Genomic DNA, 18,418 nt, shown 5'->3' on the forward strand with positions numbered 1-18,418 from the left:
CGGCCGGCACGCTGGCCGCGCTCGCGGGCGGCGGCGACGTCGAACTGTACGAACTCGGCGAGCCGGGCGCGGAGCCGCGGCTCGCGTCGGTCGGCCGCGCCGACGGCCCGCTGCTGCCGGGTGCCGCGCCGCTGTCGTTCGACGCGTTCGCGCGGCGCGCGCTGACCGAGAAGTTCGACCTGTGCCAGTTCGAATTCGAATCGCAGCCGTGGCGCTTCGACCGCGCGACGGTGAAGCGCCTGCGCGTGCCGCTCGCACTCGCCGCGGCGACGCTCGGCGTGGCGGTGATCGGGATGAACCTGCACTGGTGGAAGCTGTCGCGCGAGCGCGATGCGCTGTCGGCACAGATCACCGAGACGCTGCTGTCCGCATTCCCGAAGACGACGACGGTGCTCGATCCGCCCGCGCAGATGCAGCGCCAGCTCGACCAGTTGCGCGTGGCAGCCGGCGAGCTGTCGCCGAACGATTTCCTCGCGCTGTCGAGCGGGCTGTCGCGATCGATGGGTGCGCTGCCGCTGAACGGCATCGCGTCGCTCGACTATCACGACCGGCGGCTCGACGTCGGCTTCAAGCCGGAGGTCAAGGTCGATCCCGATTTCACGCAGCGCCTCGCGCGTAACGGACTGTCCGGCGAAGTCGACAGCAACACGGGCAAATGGACGATCCGGAGCCGCTCATGAAGACGGAACAACTGAACCAGACGCTGGCCCAGTTCTGGGGCGAACGCTCGCCGCGCGAAAAAATGCTGCTCGGCTGGGGCGGCGCCGTGCTGGCGGTCGCGATCGCGTATTCGGTGCTGTGGTCGCCCGCGCAGGAAGGCCGCGCGCGGATCCAGCGCGAGCTGCCGACGATGCGCCGCGAGCTCGCGCAGATGACCGCGCAGGCGAACGAGGCGAAGTCGCTGGCGGCCGCCGCGCAAGGCGTGGCACCGACCGGCCTCGCGCTGAAGGATGCGCTGACCGCATCGCTGTCCGATCACGGGATGCAGGGTGCGCAGGTGCAGATCGTCGGCAACGGCGTGCAGATCCAGATGAAGAACGTGTCGTTCCCGGCGTGGACGCAGTGGCTCGACGATGCGCGCCGGCAGTTCAAGGTGCAGGTCGGCGAGGCGCATGCCACCGCGCTGAAGGACGACGGCCAGGTCGACCTGACGGCCGTGATGCAACCGTCTACGCAGAAATGACGCAGTGGATGACGCAAGTGGCGGTCGGCCGGTGAGGCCGGGGATCAAGCGGCTCGCCACCGCATTGCCGTGGGTACTGGCGGGCGGACTGGCGACGGCGGTGACGCTCGTCGCGCTCGCGCCGGCCGCGTGGATCGCGCCGCAGTTCGCGCGCGCGACCGGCGGGCACGTGAATCTCGTCGATCCGGACGGGTCGCTGTGGCACGGTTCGGGCACGCTGATGCTCGCGCCGGGGGCCGACCAGAGCGCGGCGACGCTGCTGCCGGGCCGGGTCGAATGGACCACGGGCTTCTGGCCGCTCCTGACCGGGCGCGTGCAGATGCGCATGCGGCAGACCGAGGCGATGCCGGATGCGGTCACGCTCGATGCGACGTGGCGCGGCGCGGTGTTGTCGGCGGGCACGATGGCCGTGCCGGCGTCGCTGCTCGCGGGGCTCGGCACGCCGTTCAACACGCTCGACCTGCAAGGCGACGTGCGGCTCGGCTGGAGCGACTGGCGCCTGATCGGCAACAACGCGTTCGGCCAGCTGACGGTGACGATCGACTCGATGAGTTCGCGCATCTCGCGCGTGAAGCCGCTCGGTTCGTACCGCGCGGTGCTGCAGGCGAAGGGGGCCGGCGCCGATCTCGACCTGTCGACGACGCAGGGCCCGCTGTTTCTCGACGGCCACGGCAACTTCGGCCCCGGCCAGGGATCGTTCCGCGGCACCGCGCATTCGGCGCCCGAGCAGCAGGCGAACCTCGCCGGGCTCCTGAACCTGCTCGGCCACCCGATCGGGAACAACGAGGTTTCGCTGATCTTCGGCGACGCGCAGCGCTGACGCGCGCGTCGCCCTTTCCTTCCTACTTCTGCGCGAGCGGCGCGGTAGCCGCCGGCGCGGCCGCACCGGACGCCGGCACGGGTGCGGGCGCGGCCATGTCGCCGTTCTCGCGCGCCATCTCCGCGACGTTCCACCCGCCGCCGAGCGCCTTCACGAGTCCGACCGACGACACCATCCGCTGCCCGGCGATCGTCGCGAGCTTCTGCTGCGCGGTGAACGCGGTGGTCTGCGCGGTCAGCACGTTCAGGTAGGCGACCGTGCCGGCCTTGTACTGGTTCGTGACGATCGCGAGCGCGTGCTCGGCGCTGTCGACGGCCTGCCGCTGCACGTCGATTTCCTGCGCGAGGATGCGTTGCGACGCGAGGTTGTCCTCGACGTCCTGGAATGCGGTGAGCACCGCGAGGCGGTATGCGGCGACGTCCTGGTCGTAGGTCGCACGCGCGGCGTCGGTCTGCGCGGCGCGCAGCCCTGCGTCGAACAGCGTGGCCGCGAGCTGCGGGCCGACCGTCCAGAAGCGGGCCGGCAGCGTGAACAGCTGCGACCACACCGAGCTCTGGACGCCGCCGGTGGCCGACAGCGTGAGAGTCGGGAAGAACGCCGAGATCGCGACGCCGATCTGCTCGTTCGCGGCCGCCGCACGGCGCTCGGCCGCCGCGATGTCGGGCCGGCGCTCGAGGATCGCGGACGGTACGTCGACCGGCGTGATCGGCGGCTCGGCCGCGAGCGGATTCGGCGGCAGCGAGAAGGTCGACGCCGGTTCGCCGATCAGCGTCGCGATCGCGTGCTCGTACTGCGCGCGTGCGACGCCGTTGTCGATCGACGCCGCCTGCGCGCTCTGCAGTTGCGTCTGCGCCTGGATCACGTCCGCGCGCGCGGCGACGCCCTGCGCGTACTGGTTCTGCGTGAGCGTCAGCGACCGCTGGTACGACTTCACGGTGTCGTCGAGCAGCTTCTGCAGCGCATCGGACGTGCGCAGCTGGTAATAGGTTTGCGCGAGCAGCGCCTGCTGCGACAGCCGCGCGTTCGCGAGATCGGCCGCGGCGGCCGCTTCGCCGGCGCGCTGCGCGCTGACGGTACGGCTTACCTTGCCCCACAGGTCGGGTTCCCAGCTCGCGTCGAGGCCGACGCTGTAGCTGTTGTTGATCGAACCGGACGAACCGCTGCCGAAACCCGACGACGAACCCGACGATATCGACGTGCGCGGCGTGCGGGCGCGCGAGCCCGACGCGGTCAGCCCGACGGTCGGGAAATACGCGGCGCGCGCCTCGGTGACGAGCGCGCGCGCCTGCCGGTAAGCGGCCGCCGATTGCGCGATGGTCTGGTTCGATGCATTGAGCTTGCCGATCAGCGCATCGAGCTGCGGATCGTTGTAGACCGTCCACCACGGGCCGCGATCGGTGCGGTCGGCGGGTTGCGCGACCTTCCAGCCGGCCGGCGCTTCCTTGTATGCGGCGGGGATCGACGTGTCGGGCCGGTGATAGTCGGGCCCGACGGCGCAGCCGGCGAGCAGCACGGCCGTCGCGACGGCGACGGCGGCGCTCAGCGGGCGAAGGGCGCGCGGGAGGGAGGCGTACGGCATGGTGATATTCCTGTCTGGGCGCGACGTCCGGCGAGCGGCGTCGCGCGATGCGGTCGTCGTGCCGCTGGCGGACAAATGGTAACTGACGGCGGGATAGCTGCGCAGCCCAAAGGGTACGGTGCGCGGCGACAGGAATGTGTTACCGGCGCGAGCGGCAGGTTTACCGGCCATTACGGCTCGCCGGCCGGAAGACGGGCGGGCGATGCCGGCCGTGCGGGGCTGCGGCCGGGGTTCGGACGGAACAGTCAGGAAGACAGGCGGGAGGGTGCGCCGTCAGTGGCAGCGCGCGGGCAGCGGGAGCGGTTCGGCGGCGGGCCGCCATGTCGACGGCTCCGTCGCGGCCGGCTGGCCCGTGCGGTGCGCACCGTCTTTCGCGTTGCGCTGCCGGCGATGATCGAACCATGCCACCCCGAGCGCCGCGAGCGAGCCGCCCGGCACCACCAGCATCGTCACGTACAGCGCGATCTTCCAGCCGCGGTGCGGCCCGGAAAACACATGGTGAGCGGTATCGGTCAGGTTGCGGCGCAGCGCGCCGGCGGCATTTTTCAGGAACAGCATCGCGAACATCCTCGGGTGCCCGGCAGCGCGGGCGAATCGGTCAGAACATAGTCTCCGGCAGTGCAACATGCACGTCGTAACTGGTAGTCTCGAATAATATTGACTAAGCAATCAATTTTCAAGATACTGGGCGCGTCCAAATCCGAAACGCACTATTGCGGCGCGCGCAATCGCATGACCGGCGGCCTCTACGATCCCGAGAACATCACGCTGGAAACGAGCCTCGGCTATTACCTGTCGAAGGCGAAGCAGGCGCTCGTCGAGCGGATGGATCGCGCGCTCGAGCCGCTCGACCTCACCGCGCAGCAGATCGGCGTGATCCTGCTGCTGGCGCGCGGTTATGCGCGTACACCGTTCGAGCTGTCCCGCAAGATGTCGTACGACAGCGGCTCGATGACCCGAATGCTCGACCGGCTCGAACGCAAGGGGCTGATTGCCCGTTCGCGCAGCGAGCAGGACCGCCGGATGATCGAGCTGACGCTGACCGAACGCGGCGCCGAAGCCGCCCGTGCGCTGCCGTCGCTGATCGCGACCGCGCTCAACGCGCAGCTCGATGGTTTCTCGGCCGACGAGCTTGCGACGCTCACCGGCCTGCTGCAACGCTTCATCGCCAACGGGCCCGGCACGGCCGGCTGCCCGAAACCCGACGACGAAGCGGACTGCTGATGTGCGCGGAGGCCCCCATGTCTAGGTTAAGCGTTCGCTTATTTATCTGTCTGGGCAGAAGATGACAGGGCACGCGCTCCCCTTTTCCCTTTATCCGTTCCACCCGGCCGGGCTGCGCTGCGGCGCACACCCGTGCGTTGTGCCGGCGCGTCGCGCGCGCCGCGTCTAGGAGATTTCGATGTCCGCCACCACGGCATCCGCCGCCTCCCCCGCCGCCGAACCCGCGCCGCTGTCCGGCGGCGCACTCGCGCTGCTCACCGTCGGGCTGGCGCTCGGCACCTTCATGGAAGTGCTCGACACGTCGATCGCGAACGTCGCGGTGCCGACCATCTCGGGCAGCCTCGGCGTCGCGACGAGCGAAGGCACCTGGGTGATCTCGTCGTACTCGGTCGCGTCCGCGATCGCGGTGCCGCTTACCGGCTGGCTCGCGCGGCGCGTCGGCGAGGTGCGGCTGTTCACGCTGTCGGTGCTCGCGTTCACGATCGCGTCGGCGCTGTGCGGCCTCGCGACCAACTTCGAGACGCTGATCGCGTTCCGGCTGCTGCAGGGCCTCGTGTCGGGGCCGATGGTGCCGCTGTCGCAGACGATCCTGATGCGCAGCTATCCGCCCGCGAAGCGCGGGCTCGCACTCGGGTTATGGGCGATGACGGTGATCGTCGCGCCGATCTTCGGCCCGCTGCTGGGCGGCTGGATCAGCGACAACTACACGTGGCCGTGGATCTTCTACATCAACCTGCCGATCGGCATCTTCTCGGCGACCTGCGCGTATTTCCTGCTGCGCGGCCGCGAGACGAAGACGACGAAGCAGCGGATCGACGCGATCGGCCTCGCGCTGCTCGTGATCGGCGTGTCGTGCCTGCAGATGATGCTCGACCTCGGCAAGGACCGCGACTGGTTCAACTCGACGTTCATCGTCGCGCTCGCGCTGATCGCGGTCGTGTCGCTCGCGTTCATGCTCGTATGGGAGGCGACCGAGAAGGAGCCGGTGGTCGACCTGTCGCTCTTCAAGGACCGCAACTTCGCGCTCGGCGCGCTGATCATCTCGTTCGGCTTCATGGCGTTCTTCGGCTCGGTCGTGATCTTCCCGCTTTGGCTGCAGACGGTGATGGGCTACACGGCGGGCAAGGCCGGCCTCGCGACCGCGCCGGTCGGGCTGCTCGCGCTCGTGCTGTCGCCGCTGATCGGCCGCAACATGCACCGGCTCGACCTGCGGATGGTCGCGAGCTTCGCGTTCATCGTGTTCGCCGGCGTGTCGATCTGGAACTCGACGTTTACGCTCGACGTGCCGTTCAACCATGTGATCCTGCCGCGTCTCGTGCAGGGGATCGGCGTGGCGTGCTTCTTCGTGCCGATGACGACGATCACGCTGTCGAGCATCTCCGACGAGCGGCTCGCGAGCGCGTCGGGGCTGTCGAACTTCCTGCGCACGCTGTCGGGCGCGATCGGCACCGCGGCCAGCTCGACGTTCTGGGAGAACGACGCGATCTACCACCACGCGCGGCTGTCGGAATCGGTGAGCGTGTATGCGCAGAGCACGACCGACTACCAGGGCGCGCTGTCGCAGCTCGGCATCGTCGGCCAGACAGCCAACGCGCAGCTCAACCAGCTCGTCACGCAGCAGGGCTTCATGATGGCGACCAACGACTTCTTCCTGCTGTCGGCCTTCATGTTCGGCGCGCTCGCGGCGCTCGTGTGGATCACGAAGCCGAGGAAGGGGGCGGGGCCGGCGATGGGGCATTGAAATCGGCAAGCGGTTCGAGGGTGACGCATGAAGTTGCTGCTCGACACACGCCTGCTTCTTCGGGCGGCAGCCGGTGCGGCCGAACTGCCCGCCCGCGCCGGTGCGCTCATCGAGGATCCCGCCTGTACACCGCTTTTCAGCGTCGCGAGCCCCTGGGAGATCGTCATCAAGCGTGGTCTGGATCGCGACGATTTCCAGGTGGACCCAAACGTGCTCCGTCGCAATCTCCTCGATGTCGGCTACGTGGAATTGCCGATCACGAGCGCACACGCACTTGCGGTCGAACAACTGCCGCCGATCCATCGAGATCCGTTTGACCGTCTCCGGGTCGCGCAGGCGATCTCGGAAGGCATTACGCTGCTTACCACGACCTTGCCGTCGCCCGCTATCCGGGCCCGATCAGGCACGTCCGAGTGCGCCGGGCATCGCCCGGCCGTCACGCCCTCGCCCGCAACCCGCCGAACGCCAGATCGTCGCCGGGCGCGATGGGCAGCGTCGCTCGCGCGACGTCGAGCCACGCGCGCGCCGCGTGCGACAGATACCCCTTCTTCAGCCAGCCGAGCGCGATCGCCCACGTGATTTCCGGCTCGACAATCGGCCGGCACGTGAACTGGCCCGCGTCGAGCCGCCGGCAGTACGGCTCGGGCAGCAGCGCGATGCCGACTCCCGCATGCACGAGCGCGGCCATGAAATCCCAGTGGCCGCTGCGGCTCACGATCGACGGCGTGAAGCCGGCCTGCCGGCACGCGTCCAGCACCGCGTCGTGCAGCGCGAGGCTTTCCGCGTAGAACACGAACGACTCGCGCGCGAGATCCGCGAGCGGCACGGCCGCGTGATCCTCCCAGCGCGACTCGCGGGGTGCGACGAGCCACAACGGCGCACGCACCATCGGCAGCCGCTCGAAGGTGCCGGGATCCACCGGCTCCAGCAGCCCGCCGAGCTCCAGTTCACCCGACGTCAGCGCGGCCTCGATCATCCGCGCGCCCTGCTCGAACAGCTTCAGCTCGATGTTCGGGTAGCGCTGCTTGTACGCGGCGATGATCGGCGTGAACAGCGAGCCGCCGAGCGGCGGGATGCCGATCGTCAGCTCGCCGCGCCCGAGCGTGCCGAGATCGTTCAGCTCCGACTGCAGCTGCGCCTGCGCGGCGAGCACGTCCTGGCCGCGCTGGAACACGATCCGCCCCGCGTCGGTCAGCACCATCTGCCGACCGTCCCGCAGCAGCAGCGGCGAACCGATCTCGTCCTCCAGCGCCTTCACCATCTTGCTGATGGTCGGCTGGGTCACGAACAGCCTGTCGGCGGCCGCCGTGAAGCTCTGCTGGCGAACCACCTCGACGAAGTACCGCAGTGCGCGCAATTCCATCGATCACTCCCCAGATTGGTGCAACAAACTCAATCAGAATTCCGAATTGGAATGATAAGGATAGAGACAAGTCATTTTATTTATGGTTAGGGGAAACCCTATACTCCTCCCATCGACGCAATATCTGTATGGAGCCTGCCATGACCAAGACGACCGCTACCGCCGCCGCCCGCCCCGCCGCTTCGGGCAGCATCGCGCACACGGGCCGGATCGTGCTGCAGGCCGCCGCGCTCGGCGTGCTGTGGATGGCGGTCGACTGGGCCGTGCGCAGGATCGGGCTGCCGATTCCGTCCGGCGTGATCGGCCTCGCGGTGCTCCTCGTGCTGCTGTTCTCGGGCCGCGTCGCGCCCGCGTGGGTGAAGGACGGCGCGAACTGGCTGCTGTCCGACATGCTGCTGTTCTTCGTGCCGGCCGCCGTCGCGGCCGTGCAGTACGGCGGGTTGTTCCGCGAGGACGGCTGGCGCATCGCGCTGGTGATGCTCGCCGGCACCGCGTTCGTGATGGTCGCGGTGGCCGTCGCGGTCGACCTCGCCGCAAAGCTCGAGCGCCGGCTCGCCGCGCAGCGCGTGTTCGCCGAACGCCGCCGCGCGCGCCTCGCCACCGTGTCCGCCCACTGAGCCGGAGCCTGCCATGTTGCCGCTGCTGTCGAGCCTGTCCGTCGACCAGGTGAATACCGCGATCTCCGTCGGCTGCTTCGTGCTGACGGTCGCGCTGTATTTCGCGTCGAAGCGGCTCTACGCGTACAGGAAGACACTGCTGTTCTCGCCGCTCGTGTTCGTGCCGGGCGTGCTGGTGCTGCTCGTGCTGCTGACCGGCATCCCGTATTCGGTCTACTTCCGCGACACGCGCTGGCTGATGTGGCTGCTCGGCCCGGCGACGATCGCGTTCGCGGTGCCGATTTACGACTATCGCGACCTGATCCGCCGCCACTGGCTGTCGCTGTCGGTCGGCGTCGCGGTCGGGATCGGCGCGGGCGTGTGCGGCTCGCTGCTGCTCGCGAAGCTGCTGCACCTGTCGCCCGAGCTGCAGCGCTCGCTGATGACGCGCTCGGTCTCGACCCCGTTCGCGCTCGCCGTCTCCGACAAGATCCATGCGCCGAAGGACCTCACCGCCCTCTTCGTGATCGCGACCGGCATCTGCGGGATGCTGCTCGGCGAGATCGTGCTCGCGCTGGTGCCGATGCGCACGCGGCTCGCGCGCGGTGCGCTGTTCGGCGCGGCCGCCCACGGCGTGGGCACCGCGAAGGCGCGCGAGATCGGCAGCGAGGAAGGCGTCGTGTCGAGCCTCACGATGATGATCGCGGGCGTCGCGATGGTGCTGATCGCGCCGCTGCTGTCGCTGTTGCCGATCTGACGTTGTCCGGGCGGGCGCCACGGCTCGCCCTCCCCACCGCTCCTCGCCTTTCCCGCCCGACGGAGCGACGGCCCGCCGCCCCGGCCGGTTTCCCCCGCCGTTCCTGCCCTGCACCGAGCCGCGCCGGCCGACAATCGGCTGAGATAGCCGCAAATCCCCCCTCTTTTCCGCCCATCAGGCTCGGCCCGGATGCCGAACAATGCATGCTACGAGACATCACGCACGCATCCACATGGCCTCCACGACCGCAAACCCGACCGCCGACAAGCCGGCTTCGTCCGGCAAGTTCAAGCGCATCGCGCTCATCGCCGTCATCGCGCTGGGCGCGGCGGCCGCCGCAGCCGGCGGCATGTACGTGTTCCTGAGCAAGGAAGGCGTCGGCCATGCGAGCGCGCCCGCCGAGCCGGCGCCCCTCGCCGCGCCGGTGTTCTTCCCGCTCGACCCGCTGACCGTGAACCTGCAGTCCGACGACGGCGCGCAGCACTACCTGCGCGTCGGCCTGTCGCTGAAGCTCACCGACCCGAAGGCGCAGGAGCAGCTGACCGCGCGGATGCCGGAGATCCGCAGCCGGATCCTGCTCGCGCTGTCGAACAAGCATCCCGAGGATCTCGCGACGCCGGACGGCAAACGTTCGCTCGCGAAGGAACTGCGGGAACTGATCGAACAGCCGACGCAGCCGGGCAACCAGCGCGCGAAGGTCGACGACGTGCTGTTCACCGAATTCGTCGTCCAGTAACGCGGCCGCGAAAGGAGCGCGTATGGGCCACCAGGAGTTCATGTCCCAGGAGGAGGTCGATGCCCTCCTCAAGGGCGTCACGGGCGAAACCGATTCAGTCGACGAGCAGCGCGACACGTCGGGCGTCCGCCCCTACAACATCGCGACGCAGGAGCGGATCGTCCGCGGCCGGATGCCCGGCCTCGAGATCATCAACGACCGCTTCGCGCGCCTGTTGCGGATCGGCATCTTCAACTTCATGCGGCGCACGGCGGAAATCTCCGTCAGCCAGGTGAAGGTGCAGAAGTACAGCGAGTTCACCCGCAACCTGCCGATCCCGACGAACCTGAACCTCGTGCACGTGAAGCCGCTGCGCGGCACGTCGCTGTTCGTGTTCGACCCGAACCTCGTGTTCTTCGTCGTCGACAACCTGTTCGGCGGCGACGGGCGCTTCCACACGCGCGTCGAGGGCCGCGATTTCACGGCCACCGAGCAGCGGATCATCGGCAAGCTGCTGAACCTCGTGTTCGAGCACTACACGACCGCGTGGAAGAGCGTGCGGCCGCTGCAGTTCGAATTCGTGCGCTCGGAGATGCACACGCAGTTCGCGAACGTCGCGACGCCGAACGAGATCGTGATCGTCACGCAGTTCTCGATCGAGTTCGGGCCGACGGGCGGCACGCTGCACATCTGCATGCCGTACTCGATGGTCGAGCCGATCCGCGACGTGCTCGCATCGCCGATTCAGGGCGAGGCGCTCGAAGTCGACCGCCGCTGGGTGCGTGTGCTGTCGCAGCAGGTGCAGGCCGCCGAGGTCGAGCTGACCGCGAATCTCGCCGAGATCTCGTCGACCTTCGAGAAGATCCTGAACCTGCGCGCGGGCGACGTGCTGCCGCTGGAGATCGAGGACACGATTACCGCGAAGGTCGACGGCGTGCCGGTGATGGAATGCGGCTACGGAATTTTCAATGGTCAATATGCGTTGCGCGTGCAGAAGATGATCAGCGCGGGCGACTCGATGAAGGAAGGTGGATATGAGTGAGCTGAACCAGACGCCCGAGGACGACGCGCAAGCGATGGCCGACGCGGCCCTCGCGGCCTCGGCCGCCGCCGCGCAGGCGGCGCCGGCCGCAGCGGAGGAAGATCCGGGCATGGACGACTGGGCCGCCGCGCTCGCCGAGCAGAACCAGCAGCCGGTGCAGCCGGGCGCGACGGGCGCCGGCGTGTTCCAGCCGCTGTCGAAGGCCGCAGCCAGCTCGACGCACAACGACATCGAGATGATCCTCGACATCCCGGTCAAGATGACCGTGGAGCTCGGCCGCACGAAGATCGCGATCCGCAACCTGCTGCAGCTCGCGCAGGGTTCGGTCGTCGAGCTGGACGGCATGGCCGGCGAGCCGATGGACGTGCTCGTGAACGGCTGCCTGATCGCGCAGGGCGAGGTGGTGGTCGTCAACGACAAGTTCGGCATCCGCCTGACCGACATCATCACGCCGGCCGAACGCATCCGGAAGCTGAATCGATGAACGTGGCGAAGCCCGGCCGCCGTGCGCGCGTCGCGAGCGCGGTGGCGGCTGTCGCGGCCATCGCGGCGTCGCTCGCGTGCGCACCGGCCGGTGCCGCCGACATGAACGCGGTGAACAACGCCGGGGCGATCGCGTCGAGCGTGACGGTCGGTTCGGCCGCGCCGTCGCTGGGCATCGGCGCGGTGCTGCAGACCCTCGTCGGGCTCGCGGTCGTGATCGGTCTCGTGTTCGCATGCGCGTGGCTCGCGCGCCGCTTCGGCTTCCAGCACGTGCGCCGCGGCGGCCCGCTGAAGGTCGTGTCGAGCGTCGCGGTGGGCGCCAAGGAAAGCGCGACGATCGTCGAGATCGGCGACACCTGGCTCGTGCTCGGCGTCGCGCCGGGCAACGTGCGGCTGCTGCATGCGCTGCCGGCCGGTTCCGCGGCGGCCGGCGCGACGACCGCCTCGACCGGCGCACCTTCCGGCGCCGCACCGTCCGAAGGCGGCCTGCCCGGCACGTTCGGCTCGCGGTTTCGCGACGCGCTCGCGGGCGAAGCCGCGAAGCGCCTCGGTCGCGGCAAGGACCGCTGACATGGCGCCGCGCCCTCTTTCCGACCCCGCATTTCGATGAAACACGCATTCCTGCATCGCGCGGCGCGCTTCGCGCCCGTGCTGATCCTCTGCCTCGCCCCCGCGCTCGCGTGCGCGCAGGCGAACGGCCTGCCCGCGTTCAACGCGAGCCCGGGCCCGCACGGCGGCACCACCTATTCGCTGAGCGTGCAGACGATGCTGCTGCTCACGATGTTGTCGTTCCTGCCGGCGATGCTGCTGATGATGACGAGCTTCACGCGCATCATCATCGTGCTGTCGCTGCTGCGCCAGGCGCTCGGCACCGCGACGACGCCGCCGAACCAGGTGCTCGTCGGCCTCGCGATGTTCCTCACCTTCTTCGTGATGTCGCCGGTGCTCGACCGGGCCTACAACGACGGCTACAAGCCGTTTTCCGACGGCTCGATGCCGATGGAGCAGGCCGTGCAGCGCGGCGTCGCGCCGTTCAAGACCTTCATGCTGAAGCAGACCCGCGAGACCGATCTCGCGCTGTTCGCGAAGATCTCGAAGGCCGCGCCGATGCAGGGCCCGGAAGACGTGCCGCTGTCGCTGCTGGTGCCCGCGTTCGTCACGAGCGAGCTGAAGACCGGCTTCCAGATCGGCTTCACGGTCTTCATCCCGTTCCTGATCATCGACATGGTCGTCGCGAGCGTGCTGATGTCGATGGGGATGATGATGGTGTCGCCGTCTACCGTGTCGCTGCCGTTCAAGCTGATGCTGTTCGTGCTGGTCGACGGCTGGCAGCTGCTGATCGGCTCGCTCGCGCAGAGCTTCACGTAAGGCGCGGAGGAAACGCACGATGACGCCCGAACAGGTGATGACCCTCGCGCACCAGGCCATGATGGTCGGCCTGCTGCTCTCCGCCCCGCTGCTGCTGGTCGCGCTCGCGGTCGGCCTCGTCGTGAGCCTGTTCCAGGCCGCGACGCAGATCAACGAAGCGACGCTGTCGTTCATCCCGAAGCTGCTCGCGGTCGCCGCGACGCTCGTGATCGCCGGCCCGTGGATGATGACGACGATGCTCGACTACCTGCGGCAGACGCTGCTGCACGTCGCGACGCTCGGCGTCGGCTGAGCCGCGCGCGCACGATCCGGCGGCGATGTTCTCGGTTACCTACGCGCAGCTCAACGGCTGGCTCACGGCGTTCCTGTGGCCGTTCGTGCGGATGCTCGCGCTCGTCGCGACCGCGCCCGTCGTGGGCCACGCATCGGTGCCCGCGCGCGTGAAAATCGGCCTGGCCGCGTTCATGGCGCTGGTCGTCGCGCCGACGCTCGGCGCGATGCCGGACGTCACCGTGTTTTCCGCGCAGGGCATCTGGATCCTCGTCACGCAGTTCCTGATCGGCGCCGCGATGGGCTTCACGATGCAGATCGTGTTTGCGGCCGTCGAGGCGGCCGGCGACTTCATCGGGTTGTCGATGGGGCTCGGCTTCGCCACCTTCTTCGATCCGCACACGAGCGGCGCGACGCCCGTGATGGGGCGCTTCCTGAACGCGGTCGCGATGCTCGCGTTCCTCGCGGTGGACGGCCACCTGCAGGTGTTCGCCGCGCTCACCGCGTCGTTCCAGTCGCTGCCGGTGTCGGCCGACCTGCTGCACGCGCCCGGCTGGCGCACGCTCGCCGCGTTCGGCACGACGGTGTTCGAGATGGGGCTGCTGCTCTCGCTGCCGGTGGTCGCGGCGCTCCTGATCACGAACCTCGCGCTCGGCATCCTGAACCGCGCGGCACCGCAGATCGGCGTGTTCCAGATCGGCTTTCCCGTCACGATGCTCGTCGGGCTGTTGCTCGTGCAGCTGATGGTGCCCAACCTCGTGCCGTTCGTGTCGCACCTGTTCGACATGGGGATCGATGCGATGGGGCGCGTGCTGACCGGCTGGCGCTGAGCGCATCCCGCCCCCGTTGGCCGCCTGTTCCGGCCCCCCGTTGCTGGAAAACCCCTAAAGGTTCCACTATCCCGCGAAAGGTTGCGGAAGGTTTCACGTCCCTATACTCGTCGCAACGATGCAGCAAGCATCGCGCCTGACGAATACAACGAACGGAGACAACCCGATGCGACCCATCCTGCGCACCCTCGCCGTGGCAGCCAGCCTGAGCTGCGCGCTTGCCGCCCACCCCGCCCTCGCCGACGACGGCGGCAAGATCACGATCATGGTCGGCGGGATCGCGAAGCTCATCTACCTGCCCGCGCGGCTCACGCAGGAACTCGGCTACTTCAAGGACGAAGGGCTCGACGTCGAGCTGCTGTCGCAGCCGGCCGGCGTCGACGCGGAAAACGAGCTGCTCGCGGGCGCGGTGCAGGGCGTCGTCGGCTTCTACGACCACACGATCGACCTGCAGAGCAAGGGCAAGGACGTGAAGGCGATCGCCGTGTTCGGCCAGGTGCCGGGCGAAGTCGAGATGGTGTCGACCAAGGCCGCGCCGACCTTCAAGTCGATGGCCGATTCGAAGGGCAAGACGCTCGGCGTGACGGGCCTCGGCTCGTCGACCAGCTTCCTCACGCAATATCTCGCGCTCGCGCACGGCGTGCCGTCGACGCAGTACACGATGCTGCCGGTCGGCGCCGACGCGAGCTTCATCGCCGCGATCAAGCAGGGCCGCATCGACGCCGGCATGACGACCGAGCCGACGGTATCCGCGCTCGAGAAGATGGGCGACGCGAAGGTGCTGGTCGACCTGCGCACGCTGGAAGGCACGCGCGCGGCGCTCGGCGGCACCTATCCGGCCGCGAGCCTGTACGTGCAGTCGGCCTGGGCCGATTCGCACAAGGCGCAGGCGACCAGGCTGGCGCATGCGTTCGCGAAGACGATGCAGTTCATCCACACGCACAGCGCCGAGGAAATCGCCGCGAAGATGCCGGCCGACTATCAGAAGGACAAGGCGCTGTACGTCAGCGCGCTGAAGGCGTCGCTGCCGATGTACACCGCCGACGGCAAGATGCCGGCCGACGGCCCGGCCACCGTGCTGAAAGTGTTGTCGGCGTTCAACCCGTCGGTGAAGGGCAAGCATATCGACCTGGCGCGCACCTACACGAACGATTTCGTGAACGCGAAGTGATCGATCCCGATAGCGGCGCGGGCGGCGGCGATCCCGCCGCCTTGCGTGCCCCGTTCCGGCCCGGTTGACCGGCCCGGCGTCGCCACGGTGCGGCGCCCTCCTCACCCGCAGGACGAATGCGATGAACCAGGCAGTCTCCCCGAGCACACCGGCGATCGAGTTTCGCAACGTGTCGTGCCGCTTCATTTCGCCGGAAGGCAAGGCCACCGTCGCGCTGCGCGACTTCAGCATGAGCGTCGCGCGCGGCGAGTTCATCGCGATCGTCGGGCCGACCGGGTGCGGCAAGTCGACGACGCTGAACCTGATCACCGGGCTGCTCAAGCCCGTGTCGGGCGAAGTGCGCGTGATGGGCCGCCCGGTCGACGGGATCGATCCGCGCATCGGCTTCGTGTTCCAGGCCGACGCGGTGTTCCCGTGGCGCAACGTGATCGACAACGTCGCGGCGGGCCCGCTGTTTCGCGGCCGCTCGAAGGACGTCGCGTATGCGCAGGCCGAGGAATGGATCCGCAAGGTCGGCCTCGACAAGTTCACGAAGCACTACCCGCACCAGCTCTCCGGCGGGATGAGAAAGCGCGTCGCGCTCGCGCAGACCTTCATCAACCAGCCGGAAATCCTGCTGATGGACGAGCCGTTCTCCGCGCTCGACATGCAGACGCGCACGCTGATGCAGGACGAGCTGCTGCAGCTCTGGTCCGCGAACAAGGGTTCGGTCGTGTTCGTCACGCACGACCTCGAGGAGGCGATCGCGCTCGCCGACCGCGTGTTCGTGCTGACCGCGCGCCCCGCGACGCTCAAGCGCGTGTACGAGATCGACCTGCCGCGCCCGCGCGTCACGTCGGAAATCCGCTACGACGCGCGCTTCATCGAAATTTCCAAGGACATCTGGCACGACCTGCGCGAAGAAGTGCAGATCGGCTGACGCATACGCCGCACGGCAAGGACAGCAAGGACAGGAGCATGACCGACATGACGCTTCCCCCCACCGCCATCCCGGCGAAGTCGCTCGACGACGAGTCGCGCGCCGCGCAAACCCGGCTGCGCCGCCGCCGGCAACTGATCATCGGCCTGCGGATCGCGGTGCTCGTCGTCGTGCTCGGCGGCTGGGAACTCGCCGCGCGGCTCAAGTGGATCGACCCGTTCTTCTTCTCGCAACCGACGCTGATCTTCGCGCAGATCCAGGACTGGTTCGTCAACGGCACGTCGCAAGGGCCGCTGCTCACGCAGGTGTGGGTGACGCTCGAGGAAACCACGATCGGCTTCCTGATCGGCTCGGTGGCCGGCGTAATCTGCGGGATCGTGCTCGGCCGCAACAAGCTGATGGCCGACGTGTTCGGCCTGTACATCCAGATCGCGAACTCGATCCCGCGCGTCGTGCTCGGCTCGATCTTCGTGATCGCGCTCGGCCTCGGGATGGCGTCGAAGATCGCGCTGGCCGTCGTGATGGTGTTCTTCGTCGTGTTCGGCAACGCGTTCCAGGGCGTGCGCGAAGCCGACCGCTACCTGATCGCGAACGCGCAGATCCTCGGCGCGTCGCGCCGGCAGATCACCACGTCGGTCGTGATCCCGTCCGCGCTCTCGTGGATTCTCGCGAGCCTGCACGTGAGCTTCGGTTTCGCGCTGGTCGGCGCGGTCGTCGGCGAATTCCTGGGTTCCAAGCAGGGCATCGGTTTGCTAATCTCCACCGCCCAGGGCGCGTTCAACGCGAGCGGCGTGTTCGCGGCGATGATCGTGCTGGCCGTGGTCGCGCTGGCCGCCGACTACCTGCTGACCTGGCTCGAGAAGCGGCTGCTGAAGTGGCGGCCCGCGGCATTCTGAACGCCGCCGGCGCACGCCTGACATGACACTTCCGACCGCGCCGGCGCTCCCGGCGCGGTTCGGCATTCCGGAGAAGGAGCGCAACAGGATGGCGCACAGCCTGCGCGGGCGATTGCTGTGGTGGCTGCTGCTGCCGCTCGCGGTGTTCGTGCTGATCGCGGGCGCGATGTCGTACGACACCGCGCGGACCACGGCCGCGCTCGTGCAGGACAGCGCGCTCGTCGCGTCCGCACGCACGATCGGCGAGGACGTCGAATGGCGCAACGGGCTGCCGGTCGCCGACGTGCCGCCGGCCGCGCTGGAGATCTTCGAATCGCCGTCGCGCGATTCGGTGTTCTACAAGGTGATCGACGGGCACGACCGCCTGCTCGCGGGCACGCCGGCACTCGACGTGCCCGCGCGGCACGGCGTCGAGCCGACGCTGTACGACACGTCGCTCGACGGCGTGCCGCTGCGCGCGGTGGCCTACGATCGCCAGCTGTACGACGAAGGGCAGGTCGAGACGGTCACGGTGGTCGTCGCGAAGACGACGCGCTCGCATCGCGCGATGGTCGCCACGATCTGGCGGCCGCAGCTCGTGCGCCTGTCGCTGATGCTGATGCTCGCGATGGGGCTCGTGTACCTCGGCCTCACCTTCGAGATGCGCCCGCTGATGAAGCTGAAGGACGACGTGGCCGACCGCGGGCCGATGGAGCTGGAGCCGATCCGCCCCGAGCGGCTGCAGAACGAGCTGCGGCCGATCGTCGATGCGATCAACCAGTGCATCGCGCGGCTGAACATGCACACGGCCACGCAGCGCCGCTTCATCGCGGATGCCGCGCACCAGTTGCGCACGCCGATCGCGGTGCTCGACACGCAGATCCAGTACGCGCAGCGGCGCGGGCACGACGATCCGGAGCTCGCGTCGGTGCTCGACAGCATGCAGCGCAGCAGCCGCAAGATGGCCGACGTGACCGACAAGCTGCTGCTGCTCGCGCACGCGGAGGCCACGCCGTCGACGCTGCTGACCCAGCGCGTCGATCTCGCGGCCGTGGTATCGAGCGTGCTCGAGGAAACGATCGTGCTCGCGCAGCGGCGCCATATCGATCTCGGCGCCGATCTCGGCGAGCGGCTCGACGTCGCGGGCAGCGACAGCCTGCTGACCGCGCTGGTGATGAACCTCGTCGACAACGCGGTGCGCTACACGCAGCCCGGCGGCTGCGTGACGGTGGCCGCACGCCGCGACGGCGACGCGATCGTGCTCGACGTGATCGACAACGGCCCCGGCATCCCGGCCGAAGCGCGGCCGCACGTGTTCAAGCGGTTCTATCGCGTGTCGGCCGACACCGAAGGCTCGGGTCTCGGGCTCGCGATCGTCCGCGAAATCGCGCAGGCGCACGGCGGCAGCGCGTCGCTCGCGCCGGGAGCCGGCAATCGCGGTATCGTCGTGACCGTGCGGCTGCCCGCCTACGCCTGAAGAGA

Annotated in this window: 21 protein-coding genes and 1 pseudogene; 19 read left to right on the forward strand and 3 right to left on the reverse strand. The window is 68.7% G+C overall.

What is annotated here, in order from left to right:
* The 3 genes from gspL to E9536_RS39995 all read left to right on the forward strand — a co-directional run.
* On the forward strand, positions 1-680 hold a 680-nt coding region (gspL, locus tag E9536_RS39985), incomplete at its 5' end, for a type II secretion system protein GspL (RefSeq protein WP_136473116.1).
* Positions 677-1,183, forward strand: a complete 507-nt coding sequence (locus E9536_RS39990) for a type II secretion system protein M (protein WP_021162223.1) — start codon at positions 677-679, stop codon at positions 1,181-1,183. The genes gspL and E9536_RS39990, both read left to right, overlap by 4 nt.
* A gap of 31 nt (positions 1,184-1,214) precedes the next feature.
* Positions 1,215-2,003, forward strand: a complete 789-nt coding sequence (locus E9536_RS39995) for a type II secretion system protein N (RefSeq protein WP_124544919.1) — start codon at positions 1,215-1,217, stop codon at positions 2,001-2,003.
* A gap of 22 nt (positions 2,004-2,025) precedes the next feature.
* Here E9536_RS39995 and E9536_RS40000 read toward each other — a convergent pair whose 3' ends face one another.
* Together E9536_RS40000 and E9536_RS40010 are read right to left on the reverse strand one after the other, a co-directional pair.
* Positions 2,026-3,582: an efflux transporter outer membrane subunit gene (locus E9536_RS40000; protein ID WP_060357227.1), complete on the reverse strand. Its 1,557-nt coding sequence runs from the start codon at positions 3,580-3,582 to the stop codon at positions 2,026-2,028.
* 273 nt (positions 3,583-3,855) lie between these two features.
* Positions 3,856-4,140, reverse strand: a complete 285-nt coding sequence (locus E9536_RS40010; protein WP_081079010.1) for a multidrug ABC transporter ATPase — start codon at positions 4,138-4,140, stop codon at positions 3,856-3,858.
* Between the two features lie 174 nt (positions 4,141-4,314).
* Between E9536_RS40010 and E9536_RS40015 the strand changes: the two genes are divergently transcribed.
* The 3 genes and pseudogenes from E9536_RS40015 to E9536_RS42460 form a co-directional block, all read left to right on the forward strand.
* On the forward strand, positions 4,315-4,806 hold the full coding sequence (locus tag E9536_RS40015) for a MarR family transcriptional regulator (RefSeq protein WP_027788745.1): 492 nt from the start codon (positions 4,315-4,317) through the stop codon (positions 4,804-4,806).
* Between the two features lie 178 nt (positions 4,807-4,984).
* The gene (locus E9536_RS40020; RefSeq protein ID WP_027788746.1) at positions 4,985-6,547 is read left to right on the forward strand and encodes a DHA2 family efflux MFS transporter permease subunit; all 1,563 of its coding nucleotides are present in this window, start codon (positions 4,985-4,987) and stop codon (positions 6,545-6,547) included.
* Positions 6,548-6,574: 27 nt separating this feature from the next.
* A pseudogene (locus E9536_RS42460) lies at positions 6,575-6,957 on the forward strand (type II toxin-antitoxin system VapC family toxin); the annotation flags it as partial.
* A gap of 26 nt (positions 6,958-6,983) precedes the next feature.
* Here E9536_RS42460 and E9536_RS40030 read toward each other — a convergent pair.
* The gene (locus E9536_RS40030) at positions 6,984-7,910 is read right to left on the reverse strand and encodes a LysR family transcriptional regulator (protein ID WP_027788749.1); all 927 of its coding nucleotides are present in this window, start codon (positions 7,908-7,910) and stop codon (positions 6,984-6,986) included.
* A 140-nt stretch (positions 7,911-8,050) separates the two neighbouring features.
* On the opposite strand from E9536_RS40030, the gene E9536_RS40035 reads away from it, so the two are divergent.
* From E9536_RS40035 to E9536_RS40095, 13 genes are all read left to right on the forward strand, one after another.
* Positions 8,051-8,527 (forward strand): CidA/LrgA family protein, encoded by a 477-nt coding sequence (locus E9536_RS40035; RefSeq protein ID WP_027788750.1) that lies wholly within the window; start codon positions 8,051-8,053, stop codon positions 8,525-8,527.
* Between the two features lie 13 nt (positions 8,528-8,540).
* Positions 8,541-9,263, forward strand: a complete 723-nt coding sequence (locus E9536_RS40040; protein WP_027788751.1) for an LrgB family protein — start codon at positions 8,541-8,543, stop codon at positions 9,261-9,263.
* A gap of 199 nt (positions 9,264-9,462) precedes the next feature.
* Positions 9,463-9,999: a flagellar basal body-associated protein FliL gene (gene fliL / locus E9536_RS40045; RefSeq protein ID WP_049097223.1), complete on the forward strand. Its 537-nt coding sequence runs from the start codon at positions 9,463-9,465 to the stop codon at positions 9,997-9,999.
* A gap of 22 nt (positions 10,000-10,021) precedes the next feature.
* Positions 10,022-11,020, forward strand: coding sequence for a flagellar motor switch protein FliM (gene fliM, locus E9536_RS40050; RefSeq protein WP_059687930.1), 999 nt, complete (start codon positions 10,022-10,024; stop codon positions 11,018-11,020).
* Positions 11,013-11,504, forward strand: coding sequence for a flagellar motor switch protein FliN (fliN, locus tag E9536_RS40055; RefSeq protein WP_021162235.1), 492 nt, complete (start codon positions 11,013-11,015; stop codon positions 11,502-11,504). Before fliM ends, fliN begins: the two co-directional genes overlap by 8 nt.
* Positions 11,501-12,073 (forward strand): flagellar biosynthetic protein FliO, encoded by a 573-nt coding sequence (fliO, locus tag E9536_RS40060; RefSeq protein ID WP_027788753.1) that lies wholly within the window; start codon positions 11,501-11,503, stop codon positions 12,071-12,073. The genes fliN and fliO overlap by 4 nt, the downstream gene beginning before the upstream one ends.
* A 36-nt stretch (positions 12,074-12,109) precedes the next feature.
* Entirely contained in the window at positions 12,110-12,871 is a 762-nt protein-coding gene (gene fliP / locus E9536_RS40065; RefSeq protein WP_027788754.1) for a flagellar type III secretion system pore protein FliP, read from the forward strand.
* Between the two features lie 19 nt (positions 12,872-12,890).
* Positions 12,891-13,163: a flagellar biosynthesis protein FliQ gene (fliQ, locus tag E9536_RS40070; RefSeq protein WP_021162238.1), complete on the forward strand. Its 273-nt coding sequence runs from the start codon at positions 12,891-12,893 to the stop codon at positions 13,161-13,163.
* Between the two features lie 25 nt (positions 13,164-13,188).
* Positions 13,189-13,971, forward strand: coding sequence for a flagellar biosynthetic protein FliR (fliR, locus tag E9536_RS40075; RefSeq protein ID WP_059694492.1), 783 nt, complete (start codon positions 13,189-13,191; stop codon positions 13,969-13,971).
* 166 nt (positions 13,972-14,137) lie between these two features.
* Positions 14,138-15,142: an ABC transporter substrate-binding protein gene (locus tag E9536_RS40080; protein WP_060316444.1), complete on the forward strand. Its 1,005-nt coding sequence runs from the start codon at positions 14,138-14,140 to the stop codon at positions 15,140-15,142.
* 121 nt (positions 15,143-15,263) lie between these two features.
* Positions 15,264-16,061: an ABC transporter ATP-binding protein gene (locus E9536_RS40085; protein WP_040142661.1), complete on the forward strand. Its 798-nt coding sequence runs from the start codon at positions 15,264-15,266 to the stop codon at positions 16,059-16,061.
* A gap of 38 nt (positions 16,062-16,099) precedes the next feature.
* Complete coding sequence (locus E9536_RS40090) at positions 16,100-16,957, forward strand: ABC transporter permease (RefSeq protein WP_088611334.1); 858 nt, start codon at positions 16,100-16,102, stop codon at positions 16,955-16,957.
* A gap of 88 nt (positions 16,958-17,045) precedes the next feature.
* Positions 17,046-18,413: a sensor histidine kinase gene (locus tag E9536_RS40095; RefSeq protein WP_059694517.1), complete on the forward strand. Its 1,368-nt coding sequence runs from the start codon at positions 17,046-17,048 to the stop codon at positions 18,411-18,413.
* The last annotated feature ends 5 nt before the right edge of the window (positions 18,414-18,418 follow it).

Source organism: Burkholderia sp. LS-044 (assembly GCF_004803625.1).
GTDB lineage: Bacteria > Pseudomonadota > Gammaproteobacteria > Burkholderiales > Burkholderiaceae > Burkholderia > Burkholderia cepacia.